Raw genomic sequence first — 22739 nt, 5'->3', positions numbered from 1 at the left:
CGCTCCCCGAGGGGGCAGATACAGCCCTCACAAAACTTCGGCCCGCATATCCCCGATGAGGTAGTGGCCAAGCAGCTCGCTCCGGACGTGCGAGCTGAGCTGCGGACACTCGATAAGAACACCGCGGACACGGTGGCCAGGCACCTGGTCACCGCGGGCAACCTGCTCGACGAGGATCCGCAGGCCGCGTTGGATCACGCGAAGGCCGCCAAGACCCGCGCCGCTCGCATCGCGGGCGTCCGCGAAGCGGTCGGCATCGCCGCATATCACTGCGGAGACTGGGCGCAGGCGCTGTCTGAGCTGCGTGCGGCCCGTCGAATGGGCAGCAGGTCGCCACTGCTGGCATTGGTTGCCGACTGCGAACGCGGAGTGGGTCGGCCGGAACGCGCCATCGAACTCGCCCGCAGCGATGAGGCCAAGGCACTCACCGGTGATGCCGCCGACGAACTGCGCATAGTCGCCGCCGGAGCGCGCGCCGATCTGGGACAGCTCGAGCAGGCGCTGGCGGTGCTCTCCACTCCCGCACCCGATCCGACGCGTGTCGGCGAGATCGCAGCGCGGCTGTTCTACGCGTACGCCGATATTCTCCTGGCCCTGGATCGCAAACCGGAAGCGGTGCAATGGTTCCTACACGCCGCCGATGCCGATGTCGAGGGTCACACCGACGCCGAGGATCGGGCCGCCGAGCTTGCCTGACACACTCGCCAACTCGTACGACTGCCTGCTCCTAGACCTCGACGGCACCGTATTCCGGGGCTCCGAACCCACCCCGAATGCCATCGCAGCATTGGCGGCTGCCGGCGACGCGCGGCAGCTGTATGTCACCAACAACGCCAGCCGGTCCGCACCTGAGGTGGCCGAACACCTCATCTCATTGGGTTTCACGGCGATCGCCGGTGACGTTGTGACGAGCGCTCAGAGTGCAGCGAGACTGCTCGCGGAGGCACTCCGGCGCGATGACACCGTCCTGGTCGTAGGCACCGAGGCACTGGCCGCCGAGGTATCGGCGGTCGGCCTTACGCCCGTGCGCACCTTCGATAAGGCGCCGCGCGCCGTCGTGCAGGGGCATTCACCCGATACCTGCTGGACCATCCTCGCCGAGGCCGCACTCGCCATTCGGTCGGGTGCCTACTGGGTGGCAGCCAATATCGACGCAACCCTGCCCACCGAGCGCGGTCTACTACCCGGAAACGGGTCGATGGTCGCCGCACTGCGCACTGCCACCGATGCCGATCCGGTTGTGGCAGGCAAGCCCGGACGCGCGCTGATGGAGGATGCGTTGGCACGCGGCAATTTCGCGCGCCCGCTAGTTGTCGGCGACCGCCTCGATACCGATATCGCCGGAGCCAATGCCGCGGGCCTGCCCAGTCTCATGGTGCTCACCGGCGTGAACGACGCCATCGACGCGATCTGGGCCGATACCGCGCATCGACCCACCTTCTTGGGGACGGATCTGAGCTCCCTGCACCTCCCAGAGACCGATGTGCGCATCGAACCCAAGGATTCCTGGCAGATCACGGTGGATGCAGACCAGGTTTCGGTCGCATCACTCGACAGCACGGGATCGGTGCTATCGCTGGCACAGGCGTTGGCGGCCGCGGTCTGGGCTACCGGTCCCGCCCCAGCGATCCGGCCCGTCGTGGCCACGGACGACCTGGCCGAACAGATCTTGCAGCAGCTTTCCGCCGGATAGTGTGTCGCCGGCCCTGCGGCTCGGGGCCCATCAACTAGCCTTGACCGCGATGACCACTCCGAACGATGTCGCCCGCCACACCTCCGGCCCCGACCCTGATGCGGTCAGGTCGCAGGTGCAGGCCCTGCTGGGTCAGCTCGACCCGCCGGCCGGACCAGAGGGCCAGAGCGAGCTCGATCTGGAGACCCAGGCACAGGTTCTGGAGCAGGCACATGACGTTCTGGTCCGAGCACTGGAATCCGCGGAGAACGGATAGCCATGGCCCGGCACGCCAGGGTGGACGCCGAGTTGGTGCGCCGTGGGCTCGCTCGCTCTCGCCAACAGGCGGCCGAACTCATCGACGCGGGGCTGGTCCGTATCGACGGTATCCCCGCCGCGAAAGCCGCCACCGCGGTGTCGGCGACGGCTTCTCTTGTGGTGCAAGGGGAATCCGACGAGCGATGGGTATCGCGCGGTGCCCACAAACTCCTCGGCGCGCTTGATGCCTTTGGTCCACAGGGACTTTCCGTCGACGGCAGACGGTGTTTGGATGCGGGCGCCTCGACGGGTGGTTTCACCGAGGTGCTGCTGCGCTCAGGCGCCCGCGAAGTGGTCGCTGCCGATGTCGGGTACGGACAGCTGGCCTGGTCACTTCAGTCCGACGACCGAGTCACGGTTCTCGATCGCACCAATGTGCGCACCTTGACGCCGGAACTGATCGGCGGAGCTGTCCAACTGATCGTCGCCGACCTGTCCTTCATTTCACTCGCGCTGGTGCTTGACGCGTTGATTGCCTGTGCCACAACGGATGCCGATATCGTGCCGATGGTGAAGCCTCAGTTCGAGGTGGGCAAGGAGCTCGTCGGCGCGGGAGGTGTGGTGCGCGATCCGCAGCTACGCGCCGATACCGTCGTGTCCGTCGCCCGTCGCGCCCAGGCACACGGTTGGCATACCGCGGGTGTAACCGCCAGTCCGCTACCCGGGCCATCCGGAAACGTCGAGTACTTCCTGTGGCTGCGGAACACAGATTCAGGCCTGGACCTCGAGGCCGCCGTCACCGAAGCCGTCACAAAGGGACCCCAGTGACCGAACGCAAGATTCTGCTTGTCGCACACACCGGACGCGATGAGGTAACCGAAACCGCCCGACGCGTGGCGAAAACACTGGGGGAGAACGGTATCGCGCTCCGGGTGCTAACCGCAGAGGCCATCGATAGCGGCCCCGTGCACCTGGACCCCACCGAGTTCCGTTCCCTCGGTGTGGATGTCGAGGTTGTCGATGCGGATCAGGATGCCGCCACCGGCTGCGAGCTGGTGTTGGTACTGGGCGGGGATGGCACCTTCCTGCGCGCGGCCGATCTGGCGCGCAGCGCTACCGCACCCGTACTCGGCGTCAACCTGGGCCGTATCGGATTTCTCGCCGAGGTCGAGGCCGAGGCGATCGACGCCGTACTCACTCACGTGGTGGAGGGCACCTACCGCGTCGAGACACGCATGACACTGGACGTCCAGGTCCGCATCGGTGGTGAGATAGTCGAGCGCGGCTGGGCGCTCAACGAGGTGAGTATCGAAAAGGGCCCCCGACTGGGCGTGCTCGGAGTGGTGTTGGAAGTTGATGCCCGTCCCGTATCGGCCTTCGGATGCGATGGCGTGCTCATCTCGACACCCACGGGTTCTACCGCCTACGCATTCTCGGCCGGCGGACCGGTCGTGTGGCCCGATCTGGATGCGATCCTGGTGGTGCCCAACAACGCTCACGCCCTGTTCGCTCGGCCGATGGTGACCAGCCCCGCTGCCACCGTGGCCGTCGAGATCGAGGCCGACGGACATCACGCGCTGCTGTTCTGTGACGGCCGCCGCGAGATCCGGGTACCGCCGGGTGGACGGGTCGAGGTGGTGCGCGGCCATCAGCCGGTGCTGTGGGCACGTCTGGACAGCAACCCGTTCGCCGACCGAGTGGTGCGCAAGTTCCAGTTGCCCGTCAAGGGTTGGCGGGGACGGTAGCCGTGCTTACCGAGATTCGCATCGAGTCCCTTGGCGCCATACCCTCTGCTACCGCGGAATTCGACAGCGGACTGACCGTGCTGACCGGCGAGACAGGTGCCGGCAAGACGATGGTGGTCACCGGTCTCCATCTGCTCGGTGGTGCTCGCGCCGACGCCAACCGGGTGCGCGTGGGCGCCGACCGCGCCGTCGTCGAGGGTCGATTTCTCACCGTCGACCCGCTTGGCGCCGAACCCGCGGAGGTCACCGACATCCTGGACTCCTCAGGGGCGCAACGCGACGATGACGGCAGCGTGATCGCCACCCGATCCGTCACCACCGACGGCCGCTCGCGGGCGTACCTCGGCGGGCGCAGCGTGCCCGCCAAATCGCTGGCCGGCTTCACCGCGGGACTGCTCACGGTGCACGGCCAGAACGACCAGCTGCGGCTGATGCGCCCGGACCAGCAGCTTGCCGCGCTGGACAGGTTCGCCTCGGAAGGTCCAGCCGGCATCGAGGCGCTGCTCACCACATATCGCAAGCGGCGCGAGGAGTGGCTCACCGCGCGGCGTGATCTCATCGACCGCACCCACCGGGCCCGCGAGCTGGCTCAGGAAGCCGATCGACTCGGGTTCGCGCTCAACGAGATCGACGCCGTCGACCCCAAACTGGGGGAGGACGACCAGCTCACCGCCGATATCCATCGCCTCTCCGAGCTCGATGCGCTGCGCGATGCCGCAGCCTCGGCTCGTAGCGCTCTCGCCGGCGCCGACGACGCTGATGGTGGATCCGATTCGGCGATCGATCGCATTGCGAAGGCCAAGGCACTGCTGGAGGGAACCGATGAAGCGGCCCTGCGGACCCTGGCACCTCAACTGGCCGAGGCGCTGGCCGTGGTCAGTGACGTCTCCCGTGAGCTCACCGCCTTCACCGATGAATTGCCCAGCGATGCAAGCACGCTCGAGGGAAAGCTGGCACGCCAGGGACAGCTTCGCACGCTGACCCGTAAGTACGCCGCCGATTTGAACGGGGTGATGGCGTGGGCGCAGGAGGCGCGCAGCAGGCTGGCCGAGGTCGACACCTCCGAGGAAACTCTAGCCGCCCTCTCACAACGCGTGGATCGACTTGCCGGTGAGCTGGCGGCCGCCGCAACGGGTCTGACCAAGGCGCGCACGAAGGCCGCCAAGGCGCTGGGCAAGGCCGTCACCGGCGAGCTCGCCGGCCTGGCGATGGACCGGGCCGCATTCACCATCGCCGTCGAGCCGATTCCGGCCAGGGCGGATGATTCGGCGCCGCTGCAACTGTCGCCTGGACAGGCCGTGCACGCGGGGTCATCGGGTACCGACGCCGTCGAGTTCGGTTTTGCCGCGCATCGCGATAACCCGATGCTGCCGTTGGCCAAGAGCGCCTCCGGCGGTGAGCTCTCGCGCGTGATGCTGGCGCTCGAGGTGGTGCTCGCCGCCTCGACCGCCGGAACCACCATGGTGTTCGACGAGGTCGATGCCGGTGTGGGTGGCCGCGCGGCGGTACAGATCGGGCGACGGCTCGCCAAATTGGCGCACACCCACCAGGTCATCGTGGTGACCCACCTGCCGCAGGTGGCCGCCTTCGCGGATATCCACCTCACTGTTGATCGGGTGAACAGCAAGGGCAGCGGTGTCCGACGCCTTGATGACGAGGACCGGGTTGCCGAGCTGGCTCGGATGTTGGCCGGTCTGGGGGACTCCGACACGGGCCGGGCGCACGCTCGCGAGCTACTCGACGCCGCCCGTTCCGAGCGCGCCTGAACCCGTCGCTCCGGGGAAAAGCGGGGGTGACGGGAGTGACTAATGTGACAGGTGTTACGGCGCGCCTCCACAGCCTCAGCAGGCCCTCGGGCCATCATGACCTGTATGAACTTGACCACGATGCTCACGCGAAGCAGCAGCTCTCGACCCGGCATCGTCGGAACAGTGCGCACCGACAAGGACATCAACCGGCTGCTACAACGCCTGAACCCGGGTGATATCGCCGTCATCGACATTCTCGATCTGGACCGCGTCACGGCGGATGCTCTGGTCGACGCTCGCGTCAGCGCCGTGGTGAATGCCTCGCCATCGATCTCCGGGCGCTACCCGAATCTCGGACCCGAGGTGCTGGTCGCCAACGGCATCACCCTGATCGACAGCATCGGTCCGGAGGTCTTCAAAAAAGTCAAGGACGGCTCCACGGTTCGGGTACACAACGGCGGCATCTACAGCGGTGACCGCCGACTCATCGCGGGGACTCCGCGCACCGACGCGGACGTCCACGATCTGATGACTGAGGCCAAGACCGGTCTCGTGGCACATCTGGAAGCGTTCTCCGGTAACACCATCGAATTCATCCGTAGTGAAAGCCCGTTGCTTATCGACGGCATCGGCATCCCCGACGTCGACATCGACCTGCGCAACCGGCACGTCGTTGTCGTGTCCGATGGCGTGGGCACTGCCCAGGACCTGAAGAATCTCAAACCGTTCATCAAGGAGTACCAACCGGTTCTCATCGGTGTCGGTGGCGGTGCCGATATCCTGCGCAAGTCCGGGTATCGGCCGCTCATTGTCGTCGGCGATCCGCTGCTGATGAGCACCGATGTTCTGAAATCCGGTGCGCAGGTCGTCCTTCCGGCCGACGCCGACGGACATGCGGCCGGGCTCGAACGCATCCAGGACCTCGGAGTTGGGGCTGTGACCTTCCCTGCGGCAGGTTCGGCCGCCGACCTGGCATTGCTGCTGGCCGATCATCACGGGGCATCGCTGATCGTCACCGTCGGGCATACCGCATCCATCGAGGAGTTCTTCGATCGCGAACGCCAGCTGTCCAATCCATCGACCTTCCTGACCCGACTCAAGGTCGGCGCCAAGCTCGTCGACTCCAAAGCTGTTGCGACGCTGTACCGCAACCGATTCTCGGGCGGTGCGATCGCATTGCTGATCCTCGCGGTGCTGGTGGCCGTGATCACCATGCTGTGGGTAACCAGCGCAGGCGACAGCGCGGCCGAATGGCTACTCGCCTACTGGAACCGGCTCACGGTCTGGGCGCAGAACCTAGTCAGCTGACGAGCCCGCCACATTCCATAAGGGACCACACGTGATTACCCTGCGCCAGCACGCAATATCCCTAGCCGCGGTGTTCCTCGCCCTCGCGATAGGCGTTGTACTCGGCTCCGGCCTGCTCAACGACACCCTGCTCTCGGGCCTGCGTGAGGACAAACGCAGCCAGCAGCGGCAGATCGAGGATCTGAATCAAGACAAGAACGCGCTCAATGAGAAACTCAACGCGGCAAGCAATTTCGATGCCACCATGGCACCTCGCATGCTCTCCGGCGCCCTGAACGATCGCAAGGTGGTCCTGATCACCACCCCCGAGGCCGACCGCTCGGACGTGGAGGGGATCGCACAACTGATCTCCACGGCAGGCGGGGCTGTATCGGGCCGGATCGGATTGACGGATCAGTTCACCGACGCCAACCAGGGCGAACGGCTGCGCACCATCGTGAATTCATCGATCCTGCCCGCCGGAACGCAGCTGCGCACCGATGCCGTCGACCAGGGATCGCAGGCGGGTGACCTGGTGGGCATCGTGCTGCAGATCGCACCGAACCGCCCAGAAGAGCCGGCACCGCCGGTAACCGATATGCAGCGGGACACCGCGCTGTCGGCGCTGCGTCAAAGCGGATTCATCACCTACACCGATGGGCAGGTGTCGGCGGGGAATCTCGCGGTGGTCGTGACCGGGGGAGCACTGCCCGACGACGCCGGGAACAAGGGCTCGACCGTCGCGCGCTTCGCTGCCGCACTGGACCGGCGCGGCTCCGGCACCGTGCTGGCCGGACGCAGCGGATCAGCCAGCGGTATCGCGTCGATCGCGGTCACCCGGGCCGACGGATCCATGGCCTCGGCGGCCAGCACGGTCGACGATATCGAGATGGCGTCGGGGCGCGTCACCACCGTCCTCGCGCTGCGTGAACAGTCCGACGGCCACTCGGGCCGGTACGGACTGGGCCCCGGTGCTACCGCCATCACGGTGCCGTAAAACACGGATCAAGCTCACACTGCGCGGCGTGTTCAGTGCCGGCTGTCGGCGTCTTTGTTAGGGTGAGGTTCCGTGGGTCAGCAGGGCCCCGAGCAATCAAGAATTGCCCTGCGCAGTCGTCACGGGAGTCTTCTTGCCAGCTCTACGCAAGCATCCTCAAACCGCTACCAAGCATCTCTTTGTCAGCGGCGGAGTCGCCTCCTCGCTGGGCAAGGGTCTGACCGCCTCCAGCCTGGGGCAACTCCTCACCTCGCGCGGTTTGCAAGTGACCATGCAGAAACTCGATCCGTACCTCAACGTGGATCCGGGCACCATGAACCCGTTCCAGCACGGTGAGGTGTTCGTCACCGAGGACGGGGCCGAGACCGATCTCGACGTCGGGCATTACGAGCGCTTCCTGGACCGCAACCTCTCCGGATTTGCGAATGTCACTACCGGACAGGTCTATTCGGCGGTCATTGCCAAGGAACGGCGTGGCGAGTATCTCGGCGACACCGTCCAGGTGATTCCGCATATCACCGATGAGATCAAGCGTCGCATCCTGGCGATGGCCGAACCCAACGAAAAGGGACAACGGCCTGACATCGTCATCACCGAGATCGGCGGCACCGTCGGCGACATCGAATCGCAACCCTTCCTGGAAGCGGCGCGCCAGATCCGCCATGACGTCGGTCGCGACAACGTCTTTTTCCTGCACGTCTCGCTCGTGCCGTACCTAGGCCCGTCCGGTGAACTCAAGACCAAGCCCACTCAACACTCCGTCGCCGCGCTGCGCAGTATCGGTATCACCCCCGATGCCCTGATCCTGCGCTGTGATCGCGATGTCCCAGAGCCGCTCAAGAACAAGATCGCGCTCATGTGCGACGTCGATATCGACGGAGTCATCTCCACACCGGACGCTCCGTCCATCTACGACATCCCCAAGGTGCTGCATCGCGAGGAGCTCGACGCGTATGTGGTGCGCCGGCTCAATCTGCCGTTCCGCGACGTCGATTGGACGGAATGGGGCGATCTGCTGCAACGAGTCCACGAACCCAGCGAGTCGGTGCGCATCGCCCTGGTGGGCAAGTACATCGACCTGCCCGACGCCTACCTGTCGGTCACCGAGGCGCTGCGGGCCGGAGGCTTCCGGCACCACACCAAGGTCGACATCAAATGGGTGCCGTCGGACGACTGCGAGACCGAGGCCGGTGCGCAGGCCGCGCTCGGGGACACCGACGGGGTACTGATCCCCGGCGGTTTCGGCATCCGAGGCATCGAAGGCAAGCTCGGCGCCATCCGGTACGCCCGTAAGCGGCGCCTCCCGATGCTGGGCCTGTGCCTGGGGTTGCAGTGCATGGTGATCGAGGCGGCGCGCTCGGCGGGTCTCGCCGATGCCAACTCGGCCGAGTTCGATCCCGACACCCCGAGCCCGGTAATCGCCACCATGGCCGATCAGGTGCGGGCGGTGGCCGGCGAGGCGGATCTCGGCGGAACGATGCGTCTCGGCGCCTATCCCGCCGTCCTGGAGGCCGGCTCAATCGTCGCCGAGGCCTACGGAACGACGGAGGTGTCCGAACGGCACCGGCATCGCTACGAGGTGAACAACCCCTACCGCGACAAGATCTCCGAGAGCGGCCTCCGGTTCTCCGGAACATCGCCCGACGGACATCTGGTGGAGTTCGTGGAATATCCGCGAGATATCCACCCCTTCGCGGTGGCCACCCAGGCTCACCCGGAACTCAAGAGCCGTCCGACCCGTCCGCACCCGTTGTTCGTCGCATTCATCCGCGCCGCAATGGAATACAAGGCAGCCGAACGTCTTCCGTTGGACCCCGACAGTGAGTGACGGGGCTTCCGGGGAGGGCGAACGCCACGAGTTCGTCACCCTGGAGTCCGAGCCCATCTACCTGGGCGGCATTTTGGCGCTACGCCGTGACCGTGTTGCGATGCCCGGCGGCGGCAGTGCGATCCGGGAGGTCGTCGAACACTATGGGGCGGTGGCTGTCGCCGCCATCGACGAGAACGGACGTATCGCGCTGGTGCATCAGTACCGCCATCCGCTCGGGCACCGACTGTGGGAGCTGCCCGCGGGGCTACTGGATATCGCAGGCGAGGACGTCCAGCAGGCGGCCGCACGGGAGCTGCTGGAGGAGGCCGGAGTCGAAGCCACCACCTGGCGGGTGCTCGTGGATGCCGCCGCTTCGCCCGGATTCACCGACGAGGTGGTCAGGGTGTTCCTGGCGACGGGACTATCGCATCCCGGCCGCGGTGAAAGCCATGACGAAGAGGCCGATATGACGGTGCACTGGCTACCGCTGCCTGAGGCGGTCTCCATGGTGCTCACCGGTGATGTGGTGAATGCCATTGCCGCGGCGGGCATTCTGGCCGCACACGTCGCACTCGAGGGCCACCACTCTCGCCCCTCCGACGCCCCTTGGCCAGACCGACCGACAGCATTCACACAACGCAAGAGCAAGACGTGACTCCGGCTCTGGCCCCTGGCTCTTCGCCCGAGAGGCTCATCGCTGGGCTCCTCGATGGCGAGATCCAGTCCTATCTGGATCACCTGGACGTGGAACGCGGCGTCGCCGCCAACACACTCAGCTCATACCGTCGTGACCTGCGCCGCTATCAACAGCATCTCGCCGAACGCAAGATCAGCCGACTGGCGGACGTCTCCGAACCCGATGTCAGCGATTTCGTCGTGACACTGCGCAGGGGTGACCCCGATAACGGCGTGCCCGAGCTGTCCGCATCCTCGGCCGCCCGCGCGCTGATCGCCGTCCGCGGACTGCACCGCTTCGCAGCCGTCGAGGGTCTGGTGCCGACGGATGTCGCCCGCGCCGTGAAACCGCCCACTCCTAACCGACGGCTGCCCAAGAGCTTGACCGTCGACCAGGTGGAGGCACTGCTGGTCGCCGCCGGCGGTGGTCCCGGCAGCGCTGCCGACGGCCCTCTCGATCTCCGCAACCGCGCACTGCTGGAGCTCCTGTATTCGACCGGTGCCCGCATCTCCGAGGCCGTGGGGCTCGATGTCGACGACGTCGACGTCCACGCCCGCTCGGCCCTGCTCTGGGGCAAGGGCGGTAAGCAGCGGCTGGTCCCGGTCGGGCGGCCCGCGGTGGAAGCGCTCCAGGCATATCTGGTGCGTGGCCGTCCCGACCTGGCACGAAGAGGACGAGGTGGCGTTCCCGCGCTGTTCTTGAACTCTCGGGGCGGGCGGTTGTCTCGCCAGAGTGCCTGGCAGGTGCTCGCCGATGCCGCCGAGCGCGCGAAGATCAGCGCGGCGGTGTCCCCGCACACCCTGCGGCATTCCTTTGCAACGCACCTTCTCGAGGGCGGTGCCGATGTCCGCGTCGTCCAGGAGTTACTTGGCCATGCCTCGGTGACGACCACGCAGATCTACACCCTGGTGACGGTGAGTTCGCTGCGCGAAGTGTGGGCCGGTGCGCATCCCCGTGCCCGGTAGTAGCGATCGCATGCGCGGGTTGCCGCTACCAGACGCCGCAACCCCACTAGACTTGCCCGAATGCTGGCCGATGAGCCGCTTGCGCGAAGAGGATCAACGGTGGATCGGGAGGTGACGTGACGGACGAGGATCTTCCCGCCGAAGACACCGACCTTGATCTCACCGGGCGTCCTCACAAAGACATTCCCGAACCAAAGCCGCTGACCAGCCATGGGCTGGCCAAGGTCATCGCCATGTGCAACCAGAAGGGCGGGGTGGGTAAGACCACGTCGACTATCAATCTGGGTGCCGCGTTGGCTGGGTACGGCCGACGGGTCCTGCTTGTTGACCTTGACCCGCAGGGGGCCCTGTCGGCCGGTTTGGGAATCGCGCACCACGAGCTGGAGACCACTGTGCACAACCTGCTGGTGGAGCCCAGGGTGTCGGTGGACGAGGTCCTCATGCGCACCCGCGTCGAGGGACTGGACCTGATCCCGAGCAACATCGACCTCTCTGCGGCCGAGATTCAGCTGGTCAACGAGGTGGGCAGGGAACACTCACTGGCTCGCGCGCTGCATCCGGTGCTCGACCGCTACGACTACGTGCTCATCGACTGTCAGCCGTCGCTGGGTCTGTTGACCGTGAATGCGTTGGCTTGCGCCGAGGGCGTGGTCATCCCAATGGAATGCGCATTTTTCTCGCTGCGCGGGCTGGCGTTGCTGACCGACACCGTCGCCAAGGTGCGCGACCGGCTCAACCCGAAACTGTCGGTGTCCGGAATCGTCATCACCATGTTCGATGCCCGCACCCTGCACGCACGTGAGGTGATGGCCCGGGTCATCGAGGTGTTCGGCGATCAGGTCTTCCACACCGTCATCACCCGCACCGTCCGCTTCCCGGAGACCAGCGTGGCGGGGGAGCCGATCACCACCTGGGCGCCCAAGTCCTCCGGCGCGCTGGCGTACATCTCGTTGGCCCGCGAGGTAATCGCCCGGTTCGAATCGTGACGATTGGTTTGGACCAGGAGCCAGACGTCGCCGAGACCCACACAGATCCCGTCGTCGCCGACTCCGCGGCTCCGGAACCTGATGCCGATACTCGTGGCTTCCGGATTCGGCTCTCGAACTTCGAGGGTCCTTTCGACCTTCTGCTGCAACTGATTTCGCAGCACCGGCTCGACGTCACCGAGGTGGCGTTGCATCGGGTGACAGACGAGTTCATCGCCTACACCAAGTCGCTGGGCGATACGTACAGCCTGGATGAGGTCACCGCGTTCCTGGTGGTGGCGGCCACATTGTTGGACCTCAAGGCCGCCCGCCTGCTGCCCTCCGGCCAGGTCGAGGACAACGACGATCTGGCCTTCCTGGAGATCCGCGACCTGCTGTTCGCTCGCTTGCTGCAGTACCGGGCCTTCAAGCATGTGGCCGAGATGTTCGCCGAACTGGAGGCCGCTGCCTTGCGGTCGTATCCGCGTGCGGTGGCGCTGGAAGAGCGGTTCAGTGAGCTGCTGCCGCCGGTCCACCTCGGCTTGGACGGGGCACAGTTCGCTGAGCTCGCGGCGGGCGCGTTCACGCCCCGGCCGGTGCCGACGGTGGGGCTGGGACACCTGCATGTACAGCGCGTCTCGGTGCCCGAACACGCCAAACGGATGGTCGAATTACTCTCCGGACGTGGTGCAGGACAGTGGATGACGTTCACCGAGCTGGTGGCCGAATGCTCGGCGCCCATCGAGATCGTTGCCCGCTTCCTGGGCGTGCTCGAGTTGTACCGGTCCAAGGCGGTACTATTCGAGCAATCTGAACCGCTTGGACCGCTCCAAGTTTCGTGGACCGGTGAGCGTCCGGCGCAGGATGATCTGGAAAAGGCAGTGGACTACACATGAGCGAGCAGACGACCTCGGTCGAGGGGTCAGGGGAGTCCACCGAGCTCGACGACCCCGTCGATTCCGGTGAAGAGCGTCGCGAGGACGAATTCGTCCCGATGTCCGATGACGAACTGACCAGCACCCTCGAAGCGCTGCTGCTCGTGGTGGATACACCCATCAACGCCCCGACCCTGGCTTCTCTGGTTTCCCAGCCGCTCGATCGCGTAACCGAAGCGCTGCAACGGGTTTCCGAGATTCTGACCGACCGCGCCAGCGGTATCGACCTGCGCGAGAGTGCCGATGGCTGGCGGATGTATACGCGCGCCCAGTACGCCCCGTACGTCGAGAAGCTGCTGCTTGACGGAGCACGTTCCAAGCTGACCCGCGCCGCACTGGAGACGCTGGCCGTGGTGGCCTATCGGCAGCCCGTGACGAGGTCGCGCGTCAGCGCTGTGCGTGGTGTCAACGTCGACGCCGTCATGCGGACTCTGCTGATGCGCGGGCTGATCGCGGAGGCGGGTACGGACGACGATTCCGGCGCTGTGATGTTCCGCACCACCGAGCTGTTCCTCGAGCGCCTCGGGCTGACCTCGCTGTCGGACCTTCCCGATATCGCACCGCTACTTCCGGATATCGACGTCATCGACGACCTGTCGCAGAATCTGGCTGAAGAACCGCGATTCGCGCGGCTGAACCGCGCGCCTGCCACTGTTGCAGCGCCCGCCTTTACTGTGGATCAGGACTGACCAATGAGCGAAGAAGAAGGCATTCGGCTACAAAAGGTGTTGTCGCAAGCGGGAATTGCGTCACGCCGGGTAGCTGAGCGGATGATCTACGAGGGCCGCGTCGAGGTGGACGGCAAGATCGTCACCGAACAGGGCAGGCGAATCGACCCGGCAACCAGCGTGGTTCGCGTCGACGGTGTGCGCGTGGTGATGAACTCCGAGCTGGTGTATCTGGCCCTCAACAAGCCCTTCGGCATGCTGTCGACGATGTCCGACGAGCAGGGGCGCCCGTGCATCGGGAAGCTGATCGAGGAGCGCGTCCGCAAGAATCAGGGCGTCCGCAACGTGGGACGCCTGGACGCCGACACCGTGGGACTGATCCTGTTGACCAATGACGGAGAGCTGACGCATCGGCTCATGCACCCGTCGTTCGAGGTGCCCAAGACCTACGTGGCAACCGTGGCGGGAACCGTCCCGCGGGGCCTGGGCAAACGGCTGCGGGCGGGTGTGACCCTGGACGACGGGCCCGTCAAGGTGGACGACTTCAAGTTCGGCGGGGAAATAGGCGGCAGAACGATGCTTCAGGTGACTCTCCACGAGGGTCGCAACCGAATCGTGCGACGCATGTTCGACGCCGTCGGCCATCCGGTATTGGAATTGGTGCGCACCAAGATTGGCGAAGTAACGCTGGGCGATCAGCGCCCGGGGAGCCTGCGCGCCCTCGGCCGTGACGAGATCGGCTCGCTGTACAAAGCGGTGGGACTGTGACGAGCGACTCGCGCGAAGAACATCGCGTACCGACCCGTGTTGTGGTCGCCATTGACGGCCCGTCCGGCACCGGCAAGTCGTCGGTAGCCAAGGAATTGGCGCGGCAACTCGGTGCCGCATACCTGGATACCGGTGCGATGTACCGGATCGTCACGCTCTGGGTGCTGCGCGCCGGCGTCGACCTCACCGACCCTGAGGCCATTGCGGCGGCAACCGAACAGGTTCCGATGTCCGTCGGCTCCGATCCCGATGTGGAGACGGCTCTGCTTGCCGACGAGGATGTTTCGGTGCCCATCCGCGGCACGGAGGTGACCGGCTCGGTCTCGGCGGTCTCAGCGGTGCCCGCGGTGCGCGAGCGCCTGGTACAGCGGCAGCGCGAGCTGGCCGAAGGTCCCGAAGCGGTCGTTGTCGAGGGCCGCGATATCGGCACCGTGGTACTGCCGGAGGCCGACGTGAAGATCTACCTGACCGCATCGGCACAGGCACGGGCACGGCGCCGCAATGCGCAGAACGTTTCCGACGGCAAGGCCGACGAATACGACCGGGTCCTGGCCGACGTCCAATGCCGCGACCACTTGGACTCCACGCGGGCGGTGTCGCCATTACGCCCGGCCGAGGACGCGGTAGAAATCGACACCAGCGAGATGACGCAGGACCAAGTGGTGGCCCACCTGCTGGAACTGGTCCAGAGCAGAGCAGGGGTATCACGATGACCGATGGCACATGGGTTGACGAAAATGATTGGGAACTGACCGAATTCGAAGACGGTGAGGAATCAGAAGAGCCGTCGGCACCGCCCGCGGTGGTGGCCGTGGTCGGTCGACCGAATGTCGGCAAGTCGACATTGGTGAACCGGATCATCGGGCGGCGCGAAGCCGTCGTCCAGGACATCCCCGGGGTGACCCGCGACCGAGTTTCCTATGACGCCCAGTGGCTGGATCACCGCTTCACCGTGCAGGACACTGGCGGGTGGGAAGCCGATGCGACCGGCCTGCAGCAGCTCGTCGCCGAACAGGCGCGCCACGCGATGTTGACTGCCGACCTGATCATCCTGGTGGTAGATGCCACAGTTGGTGCAACCTCCACCGACGAAGACGCGGCCAAGCTGCTGCGCCGCTCCGGTAAGCCAGTCTTCCTGGCGGCCAACAAGGTTGACAGCGACCGCGCCGAGGCCGACGCCGCCACACTGTGGTCGCTGGGACTGGGGGAGCCCATGGCGATCAGCGCGATGCACGGTCGCGGCGTGGCGGATCTGCTCGACCGCGTCGTTGCCGACCTGCCCAAGGTTTCCGCGCGGGGATCCGCCGAGGGCGGCCCCCGCCGCGTGGCGCTCGTCGGAAAACCCAACGTGGGCAAGAGCTCTCTACTCAATCGACTCTCCGGAGACCAACGCGCGGTGGTGCACGAGACCGCGGGGACCACCGTCGACCCGGTGGACACATTGATCGAACTCGGCGGCAAGACTTGGCGTTTCATCGATACGGCGGGACTGCGTCGCAAGGTGGGGCAAGCCTCCGGTCACGAGTACTACGCCTCACTACGGACCCATGGAGCCATCGAGGCCGCCGAGGTCGCGATCGTTCTCCTCGACGGATCGCAGCCCATCACCGAGCAGGACCAACGGGTGCTGTCCATGGTGATCGAGACCGGACGTGCATTGGTGCTCGTGTTCAACAAATGGGACTTGGTTGACGAAGACCGTCTCGACCTCCTTGAACGTGAAGTAGACCTTCAGCTTTCACAGCTGAAATGGGCACAACGCGTGAATATCTCGGCCAAGAGCGGGCGCGCCGTGCAGAAGCTCGTGCCAGCCTTAGAGGCTGCGCTGCAATCATGGGATAGACGGATTTCCACCGGTCAGCTGAATACCTGGGTCAAGGAAGTGGTTGCCGCGACGCCACCCCCGGTGCGTGGCGGGAAACAGCCGCGAGTGTTGTTCGCGACGCAGGCCACCTCCCGACCACCCACATTCGTGCTATTTACCACCGGTTTCCTCGAAGCGGGATACCGGCGTTTCCTAGAACGCAGGTTGCGCGAAAGTTTCGGTTTTGACGGAACTCCCATCCGGATCAACATTCGGATGCGCGAGAAGCGCGGACCCAAACGCTAACTGTCAATGAGATAGCAACGGGCACAAGCCAAAAGACCTCATGCACATTGCCCTCTCAGGCTCTGTTCACCGAATATTCGCGTTCACGTTGAGATCTACCCGATCCGAATCGCCCACTTTTCCGGTTTGCCGACCTAGGCTGGTTTAACCGTCTACCATCCTGCGGCGGTACCAAAACCACCTACCGAAAGGCGCAACACAGTGGCGGACACACTTACCGGAGGCCAGAAGCTGGAAGCCGGTCAAAGCCTCACGTCGAACAACGGCGCGTACTCGCTGACTCTGCAGGACGACGGCAACCTGGTCCTGAACGACGGCGGTAGCCCCGTTTGGGCCTCAGACACCAGTGGACACACCGCTGGCCACGCAGAGGTACAGGGCGACGGCAACTTCGTCGTCTACGACAACGGTGGTGGCGCGCTGTGGAGCAGCAACACCGAGGGTCGCTCCGACGTGAAGCTGGTTCTGCAGGACGACCGCAACCTGGTTCTCTACGCAGGCGCGGACTCCGTCTGGTCTTCGGGCACCCAGACCGACACCCCGGCCGCTCCCGCTGCCGAGTCTGTCGAGGTTGCTCCCGCAGCCGTTGAGACGCCGGCTCCCGCCCCGGAGCCCCGCACCTACACCGTGGTCTCGGGTGACACTCTGTGGGCCATCTCCGAGCGTTTCTACGGCGACGGCAACCAGTACCAGAAGATCGCGGATGCAAGCGGGATCTCCAACCCCGACCTGATCCAGCCGGGTCAGGTGCTGACCGTCCCGGAGTAACCACTCCGGCCTGGCAGTTCTAAGCCTCTTGGCCCCATCGGCCCCGTCGGGTTAACCCCCGGCGGGGCCGATGTCGTTCTACTCCCGCAGATAGCCGTCGGGGTGGTGGAACCGGTTGGCGCGCGGAATGCGGGACGGATCGACGTGTGCCGGCGGGATCCACCACGTTCGGCCGTCTGGGCCACGAACGGCCTGCCAGTGGCAATCCTCGGTCCCTAGCAGTTTGTGATGCTCTTCGCAGCCAAGCGTGAGATCGTCGATATCGGTCTTGCCGCCGACCGCCCACTCGTTCATGTGGTGCACCTGGCAGTGATACGCGGGCCGGTCGCACCCCGGATAGGTGCAGCCACGGTCCTTGGCGGTCAACACAATTCGCTGATCCTCGGTGGCGATCCGTTTCGTGCGCCCGAGATGGAGCGCACGGCCGTCGTCATCGAAGATCGCCAGATAGTGGTGAGCGTGGCTTGCCATCCGAATGAGATCCGGTATCGGCAACAGCGAGCCACCGCCGGTCACCACCACTCCCGCGCCCGCCTCGAGCTCCCGCAGCGTCATGGTGACTACCGCCGTCACCGGCAGCCCGCGATGGTGCCCAAGCCCACCCGAAGACAATGCGGACCGGCAGACCGCCTTGAGGGCATCATGCTGACGTTGCGCGACGGATCTCGTATCGCGTTTCGCTGCGTCAACATCGGGATCATCATCCACACAGGGTGTTTCATCGTCCGGGTTACCCGCACCCGGCGCGGCGTACTTTGCGAAGATCGCGTCAAGATAGGAGCGCAGCTCCGGGTCGAGGTCGAATGTCCCGGGCGTCATGAGGTCCGCGCCTTGGCGCCCCATGCGGAACCCGCGCCGTCGGGCGCGGTCGGCATCTTCGGTGAGGCCGCCGTCGGGGTCGAGATACGCCAGGAGCCTGTCCGCAGCCTTGCGGAGCTCATCCGGCCGGAGCGTTCCCGCGAGCTCGGCAAGCTGCTTCTCAGCGGCCACCCGGGTCTCCATATCGACGGCACGGGGGAGCCGGTCCCAGAACTGGCGAATGACCGCAATGTGATCGTGCCCGGCAGTGCCCGCACGCTACCGCCGCGGCGGTAGCCGCGAGCACCGGTTCGATCGGTTCGCCGCTTAGGGCGGCACTCGGAGCCAACTCCGCGGCATCCCGCATGCGCCTGCGCGCGTCCGAACGGGTGATCAGCAGGGCGTCGGCCAGCACATCCGCCAGATTGGCGCCACCGAATCGCCCCGGAACATGCTCGACCACAAGCTCGTTGACGATCGAATGTGTGGCCGCGGGAATTCGTCGCATAAGCGTCTCTACGTCGCGAAGAACGACGAGGCGGTCATATTGCGTGAGCGTCTGAGCATCGATTGCCTGCAGCGCATCGACAGCGGAGGCGAGCCCGGCAAGGACCTGATCTGCGTCAACGTCGATTATCGAACTCATGTTCGAATAGTAGGTCGCCACTCCGACAAGTAACCGCCAAATGTTGCGGATGATTTTGTTGTGACACAAGTGATTTCGAAGAACCGTCGTCGCGGCACCGAAACCGAGTTCGGGATCTGACTAGACCTACGGTAGGCTTCCGTCTGCCGTTAACAACGGCGGCGGGCTGTGGCGCAGCTTGGTAGCGCACTTGACTGGGGGTCAAGTGGTCGCAGGTTCAAATCCTGTCAGCCCGACCAGAGTTCTTGCAGTTGAGGGGCGGTTTCGGAGAAATCCGGACCGCCTTTTCTGCTACCCGGAGGAGCGTGGATGGCAACGTCTCACGGACATGTTGCCGGGGACCGTTCGCCCGAGCAGATCAGCGACAGCCTTGATACCGACACCGGCCTCGAGCCAAGCGACCGCAGCAGAGTGCCGGAACGTGGGAACGCCGATCCCGTCATGCCTGCCTTCTCCGCCGCGATCTGAATCGTCCGCAAGATGTTCCGGGGATCGACTGGAGTACCGAACTCGGATGCGAACACAAGTCCGGCGTCGCAGGAAGGCCGGCCTACCGCGGTGTCGGTCCAAAAGCGGGCCGGTCTCTCCCGAAACGCACCGGTGAGACCGGTCCCTCACGCGGCGCTGGCCGCACGCCCCTTCCGAAGCGTCTCCAGCAGCTCACGATACGGTCCAACGATGTAGGCGGTATCCCCGGCAGCTAGCTGCGTTTCTCGACGGGGGCGCAACCGAATTGGCCCGCCACTCCGGTTGATCGCGATAACCCTTGTTTGCGTGGATAAATCGGCCATCCGCATGCCGTCCAGCTCACTGTCCGCCTCCACGAAGACCCCACCAACGGTGAAGGATTGCCGACCGACCGAGAAGGTGCTCAGCACGTGCAGCCCCATCGCAGCACCGATAAACCATGGCGCCGCAAGATCGACGGTCGAGCGGACGTTGCCGAACCCGAACCGCTGAGCCACCGCAGTGCCCAGATTGCGGTCGAAGATCCGCAGCACCACGGGGACATCGGACCATCTGGCGCCCAACCGGTTCCGCAACACGATGCCCGTCTCGATATTGACCATATCGTCGTGGGTGAGCACCGCAACCGCCTGCGCCTCGTCGATCTGTGCTGCATCCCATGTCTGCGGCAGGCTCGCATCGCCGAATATCACCGGGATCCCCAGATTGGCGACAGTCGCCAGATACCTGTTGTTCTCGGACTGTTCGATCACGGCGACATCGTGCCCGGCGGCCTTCAAATCTTGGGCCACCCGGATGCCGAATGACCCGAGGCCAACCACGATCACATGGTTGGTGAGGTTCCGAACCTTGCGCCGTCCCGAGTTCTGGGCGATGCGCTGCGATAACAGCAGGTCCACGACGAATGCCATGACCACCGCCGTCGTCGCGATCCCAGCGAACATCAGGAAGATGCTGAATAACCTCAGCCAGGTCGGCTGGTTAGCGAAACTGAAATCCCCATAGCCCACAGTCGCGATGGTTTCGGTCGAAAAGTACAGCGCGTCCACGTAACTCATCCCAGGCCGCTGATACGTGTACCGCAGCAGCACTGTAGCCCCGGCCAACAACGCCATCGCGGTCCCCAGCGCGCGGAAAAAGATCGGATTCATATCCTCCCGGAATGCCCGTATCCCGAGCAGTAACCGTGACACTCGCGAGCGCCGCCACCGGGAAGGTGCCGTGCCCGACGTTGGCGTAATTCCCTGGGCGGCAATCTCCTCGACGGTTCCGATCATGGCTGTCCAGTCTCCGCGGCGCACCTGCAAGTCTCGTCCGGGACACGCCACCACCTGGTCGGGTGTGGGCGAGCTGTGCCCGTGCACAACGGCGACCGGAGCGAGGTCGCCGTACAACTCGCGTAACGTGCCGTCGCGCGGTGCATCAGTACCGGAAATGATGAAGTCGGTGCCGGCCGCTGAGATGGTGTGGGTGGTACGGCGCAGGCACGCCTCCACTACCGACGGAGCGGCGAGGTCGGCGACACCGAGCACCGCACCCGGCCCGCCGTCCACCGCGACGGCCTCGCGAAGTACGTCGTTGACCATACGGGTAACAACGCGCACTGTCGGGTTGAGTTGTCTTGCCAGCAGCGCAATTTCGAGGTTTTGCGCATCATCGGACCCGGCGCACACAATCGCGGCGGCACCCGCTATCCCCACCGCGCCCAGACCGTCAACACTGTCTAAAGCGGCGACGGCAACACCGGCGGTCCAGAGTTCTTCGGCGATCCGGATCGCTAGCGCGTCCTTGCCGTAGACGATGGTATGTCTCTCCACTCTTGATGACGTTAGCGCGTAGAAGGCAGCTTCACACTCCGGACCGCAAATTCGGAATTATCTTGCGGCCGAGGATGCTAAGCCGGAACGCACGGCTATCCGTGCTACACCCGCTGTACACGCCAAACAACGCGAAGAGCTGCATTCAGACGAAATCAATTGAGCCGAAACACCATCTGTCTACTGTGCGGCCATTGTCCAGCCGCCCGGATGTCCATCGGGTGTTAGAAGAAATACTAGAGGGCCTCGGCGCCCTGTTCGCCGGTGCGCACCCGCACCACAGACTCGACGGGGCTCACCCATACCTTGCCGTCGCCGATCTTGCCGGTGCGTGCGGCGGTCACGATGATCTCCACCACCTTGTCGACGGCACTGTCGTCGACAAGGACCTCGATCTTGACCTTCGGGACGAAGTCGACCTGGTACTCGGCGCCGCGGTACACCTCGGTGTGGCCCTTTTGCCGGCCGTAGCCCTGCACCTCGCTGACCGTCATGCTGGGATTGCCGGTTTGTTCGAGTTGCGTCTTGATGTCCTCGAGGGTGAATGGTTTGACGATCGCGGTGACGAGTTTCATGTCCCTCATGCCTCTCTGTTGGAGATGAGGGGGCGTCCCTCTGAGTGGGAGACTCCGGAATTCCCTATAACTGATCCGACGCCGAGCGCGACGAAATCGTATGCGCCTTCAGCGTGTTGGGATTCGTCGGCGCCAGCCGCCTCTCCCTCGTCGCTGATGCGCAGGCCAATGGTGTACTTCACGATAAAGGCAACGATAGCGGTGCCTATCGCCGAATAGAGCAGGACCGCCCCGGCGCCAATGGCTTGACGGCCCAACTGTTCTAGTCCGCCGCCATAGAACAAGCCAAGTTTGACCCCGGTGGTGCCCGCCGCCCCGGTACCGGGTGCAAGGAACAACCCGATCAACAACGTACCGATGATGCCACCGACCAGATGCACGCCCACCACATCGAGCGAGTCATCAAATCCCAGCTTGTACTTCAAACCCACCGCCAACGCACACACGATGCCTGCGATGGTGCCGATGGCAAGGGCGCCAACAACATTGACCGAAGAACACGACGGCGTGATAGCCACCAGACCGGCCACGATCCCCGAGGCCGCACCCAACGAGGTCGCATGCCCATCACGGATACGTTCGGTAAGCAGCCAGCCCAGCATCGCCGCCGCCGTGGCCACCGTGGTCGTCACGAACGTGGCTCCGGCCAAACCATTAGCGCTGGTTGCCGATCCGGCGTTAAACCCATACCAACCGAACCACAGCAGCCCGGCACCCAACATCACGAACGGCAGATTATGCGGCCGCATCGGGGTACCCGGCCAACCCTTGCGCTTACCCAAAATCAGCGCCAACACCAAACCCGCGGTACCGGCATTGATATGCACCGCGGTACCACCGGCGAAGTCGACCGCAAGAAGTTTATTGGCGATCCAGCCACCGTGTTCAGCCGATGCCTTATCGAACGCGAACACCCAGTGCGCGACCGGGAAATACACCACCGTGACCCACAACCCCGAAAACAACAACCAGGACCCGAACTTCAACCGATCCGCCACCGCACCCGAGATCAGAGCCACCGTGATGATCGCGAACATCAACTGGAACGCCACAAACACCGTCG

General features: G+C 64.9%; 22 protein-coding genes, 1 tRNA gene and 1 pseudogene. 20 read left to right on the top strand and 4 right to left on the bottom strand.

What is annotated here, in order from left to right:
• Positions 1-48: 48 nt before the first annotated feature.
• The 18 genes from AB0H22_RS23990 (at position 49) to AB0H22_RS23905 (ending at position 17372) form a co-directional block, all read left to right on the top strand.
• Complete coding sequence (locus AB0H22_RS23990) at positions 49-696, top strand: tetratricopeptide repeat protein (protein WP_180750363.1); 648 nt, start codon at positions 49-51, stop codon at positions 694-696.
• A complete protein-coding gene (locus tag AB0H22_RS23985) occupies positions 689-1693 on the top strand; it encodes an HAD-IIA family hydrolase (protein WP_358149622.1) in 1005 nt (334 codons plus the stop codon). The genes AB0H22_RS23990 and AB0H22_RS23985 overlap by 8 nt, the downstream gene beginning before the upstream one ends.
• Positions 1694-1742: 49 nt before the next feature.
• Complete coding sequence (locus tag AB0H22_RS23980) at positions 1743-1949, top strand: hypothetical protein (RefSeq protein ID WP_358149620.1); 207 nt, start codon at positions 1743-1745, stop codon at positions 1947-1949.
• A gap of 2 nt (positions 1950-1951) precedes the next feature.
• Positions 1952-2758: a TlyA family RNA methyltransferase gene (locus AB0H22_RS23975; RefSeq protein ID WP_358149617.1), complete on the top strand. Its 807-nt coding sequence runs from the start codon at positions 1952-1954 to the stop codon at positions 2756-2758.
• Complete coding sequence (locus tag AB0H22_RS23970) at positions 2755-3675, top strand: NAD kinase (protein WP_358149614.1); 921 nt, start codon at positions 2755-2757, stop codon at positions 3673-3675. Before AB0H22_RS23975 ends, AB0H22_RS23970 begins: the two co-directional genes overlap by 4 nt.
• Before the next feature lie 2 nt (positions 3676-3677).
• The gene (gene recN, locus AB0H22_RS23965; RefSeq protein WP_180750087.1) at positions 3678-5441 is read left to right on the top strand and encodes a DNA repair protein RecN; all 1764 of its coding nucleotides are present in this window, start codon (positions 3678-3680) and stop codon (positions 5439-5441) included.
• A 105-nt stretch (positions 5442-5546) separates the two neighbouring features.
• Positions 5547-6731, top strand: coding sequence for a putative cytokinetic ring protein SteA (gene steA / locus AB0H22_RS23960; RefSeq protein WP_180750088.1), 1185 nt, complete (start codon positions 5547-5549; stop codon positions 6729-6731).
• A 31-nt stretch (positions 6732-6762) separates the two neighbouring features.
• A complete protein-coding gene (locus AB0H22_RS23955; RefSeq protein ID WP_180750089.1) occupies positions 6763-7707 on the top strand; it encodes a copper transporter in 945 nt (314 codons plus the stop codon).
• A 133-nt stretch (positions 7708-7840) separates the two neighbouring features.
• The gene (locus AB0H22_RS23950) at positions 7841-9535 is read left to right on the top strand and encodes a CTP synthase (protein WP_180750090.1); all 1695 of its coding nucleotides are present in this window, start codon (positions 7841-7843) and stop codon (positions 9533-9535) included.
• Positions 9528-10172 (top strand): NUDIX hydrolase, encoded by a 645-nt coding sequence (locus AB0H22_RS23945; protein WP_180750091.1) that lies wholly within the window; start codon positions 9528-9530, stop codon positions 10170-10172. Before AB0H22_RS23950 ends, AB0H22_RS23945 begins: the two co-directional genes overlap by 8 nt.
• A gap of 38 nt (positions 10173-10210) precedes the next feature.
• The gene (gene xerD, locus AB0H22_RS23940; RefSeq protein ID WP_180750364.1) at positions 10211-11158 is read left to right on the top strand and encodes a site-specific tyrosine recombinase XerD; all 948 of its coding nucleotides are present in this window, start codon (positions 10211-10213) and stop codon (positions 11156-11158) included.
• A gap of 116 nt (positions 11159-11274) precedes the next feature.
• The gene (locus AB0H22_RS23935; protein ID WP_180750092.1) at positions 11275-12144 is read left to right on the top strand and encodes a ParA family protein; all 870 of its coding nucleotides are present in this window, start codon (positions 11275-11277) and stop codon (positions 12142-12144) included.
• On the top strand, positions 12141-13019 hold the full coding sequence (locus tag AB0H22_RS23930; RefSeq protein ID WP_180750093.1) for a segregation/condensation protein A: 879 nt from the start codon (positions 12141-12143) through the stop codon (positions 13017-13019). The genes AB0H22_RS23935 and AB0H22_RS23930 overlap by 4 nt, the downstream gene beginning before the upstream one ends.
• A complete protein-coding gene (scpB, locus tag AB0H22_RS23925; RefSeq protein WP_180750094.1) occupies positions 13016-13747 on the top strand; it encodes an SMC-Scp complex subunit ScpB in 732 nt (243 codons plus the stop codon). Before AB0H22_RS23930 ends, scpB begins: the two co-directional genes overlap by 4 nt.
• A 3-nt stretch (positions 13748-13750) precedes the next feature.
• On the top strand, positions 13751-14494 hold the full coding sequence (locus AB0H22_RS23920) for a pseudouridine synthase (RefSeq protein ID WP_180750095.1): 744 nt from the start codon (positions 13751-13753) through the stop codon (positions 14492-14494).
• Between the two features lie 41 nt (positions 14495-14535).
• The gene (gene cmk, locus AB0H22_RS23915) at positions 14536-15207 is read left to right on the top strand and encodes a (d)CMP kinase (protein ID WP_358149692.1); all 672 of its coding nucleotides are present in this window, start codon (positions 14536-14538) and stop codon (positions 15205-15207) included.
• The gene (gene der, locus AB0H22_RS23910) at positions 15204-16604 is read left to right on the top strand and encodes a ribosome biogenesis GTPase Der (RefSeq protein ID WP_180750096.1); all 1401 of its coding nucleotides are present in this window, start codon (positions 15204-15206) and stop codon (positions 16602-16604) included. Before cmk ends, der begins: the two co-directional genes overlap by 4 nt.
• A 201-nt stretch (positions 16605-16805) precedes the next feature.
• The gene (locus tag AB0H22_RS23905; RefSeq protein ID WP_180750097.1) at positions 16806-17372 is read left to right on the top strand and encodes a LysM peptidoglycan-binding domain-containing protein; all 567 of its coding nucleotides are present in this window, start codon (positions 16806-16808) and stop codon (positions 17370-17372) included.
• Between the two features lie 78 nt (positions 17373-17450).
• Here the strand turns inward: AB0H22_RS23905 and AB0H22_RS23900 are convergent.
• A pseudogene (locus tag AB0H22_RS23900) lies at positions 17451-18816 on the bottom strand (DUF222 domain-containing protein).
• Positions 18817-18978: 162 nt separating this feature from the next.
• Between AB0H22_RS23900 and AB0H22_RS23895 the strand changes: the two are divergent.
• Both AB0H22_RS23895 and AB0H22_RS23890 read left to right on the top strand, forming a co-directional pair.
• Positions 18979-19055: transfer RNA gene (locus AB0H22_RS23895), tRNA-Pro, on the top strand.
• A gap of 70 nt (positions 19056-19125) precedes the next feature.
• Positions 19126-19284, top strand: coding sequence for a hypothetical protein (locus tag AB0H22_RS23890; RefSeq protein WP_180750099.1), 159 nt, complete (start codon positions 19126-19128; stop codon positions 19282-19284).
• A gap of 146 nt (positions 19285-19430) precedes the next feature.
• On the opposite strand, the gene AB0H22_RS23885 is transcribed toward AB0H22_RS23890, so the two are convergent.
• From AB0H22_RS23885 to AB0H22_RS23875, 3 genes are all read right to left on the bottom strand, one after another.
• Positions 19431-21101 (bottom strand): potassium channel protein, encoded by a 1671-nt coding sequence (locus tag AB0H22_RS23885; protein WP_180750100.1) that lies wholly within the window; start codon positions 21099-21101, stop codon positions 19431-19433.
• A 236-nt stretch (positions 21102-21337) separates the two neighbouring features.
• Complete coding sequence (locus AB0H22_RS23880; protein ID WP_180750101.1) at positions 21338-21676, bottom strand: P-II family nitrogen regulator; 339 nt, start codon at positions 21674-21676, stop codon at positions 21338-21340.
• Between the two features lie 5 nt (positions 21677-21681).
• A partial coding sequence (locus AB0H22_RS23875) for an ammonium transporter (RefSeq protein WP_358149606.1) occupies positions 21682-22739 on the bottom strand: 1058 nt, incomplete at its 5' end.

The organism is Mycobacterium sp. NPDC050853 (genome assembly GCF_040653875.1).
Lineage (GTDB): Bacteria > Actinomycetota > Actinomycetes > Mycobacteriales > Mycobacteriaceae > Mycobacterium.
The sequence above is the reverse complement of the archived record's forward strand: the minus strand, read 5'-3'. Positions and strand labels throughout refer to the sequence as shown.

Bases quoted from the DNA above. Each gene is read 5' to 3' on its own strand.
- AB0H22_RS23980 (WP_358149620.1), top strand. From the start codon at position 1,743: ATGACCACTCCGAACGATGTCGCCCGCCACACCTCCGGCCCCGACCCT.
- AB0H22_RS23975 (WP_358149617.1), top strand. From the start codon at position 1,952: ATGGCCCGGCACGCCAGGGTGGACGCCGAGTTGGTGCGCCGTGGGCTC.
- steA (WP_180750088.1), top strand. From the start codon at position 5,547: ATGAACTTGACCACGATGCTCACGCGAAGCAGCAGCTCTCGACCCGGC.
- scpB (WP_180750094.1), top strand. From the start codon at position 13,016: ATGAGCGAGCAGACGACCTCGGTCGAGGGGTCAGGGGAGTCCACCGAG.
- AB0H22_RS23920 (WP_180750095.1), top strand. From the start codon at position 13,751: ATGAGCGAAGAAGAAGGCATTCGGCTACAAAAGGTGTTGTCGCAAGCG.
- der (WP_180750096.1), top strand. From the start codon at position 15,204: ATGACCGATGGCACATGGGTTGACGAAAATGATTGGGAACTGACCGAA.
- AB0H22_RS23890 (WP_180750099.1), top strand. From the start codon at position 19,126: ATGGCAACGTCTCACGGACATGTTGCCGGGGACCGTTCGCCCGAGCAG.
- AB0H22_RS23880 (WP_180750101.1), bottom strand. From the start codon at position 21,676: ATGAAACTCGTCACCGCGATCGTCAAACCATTCACCCTCGAGGACATC.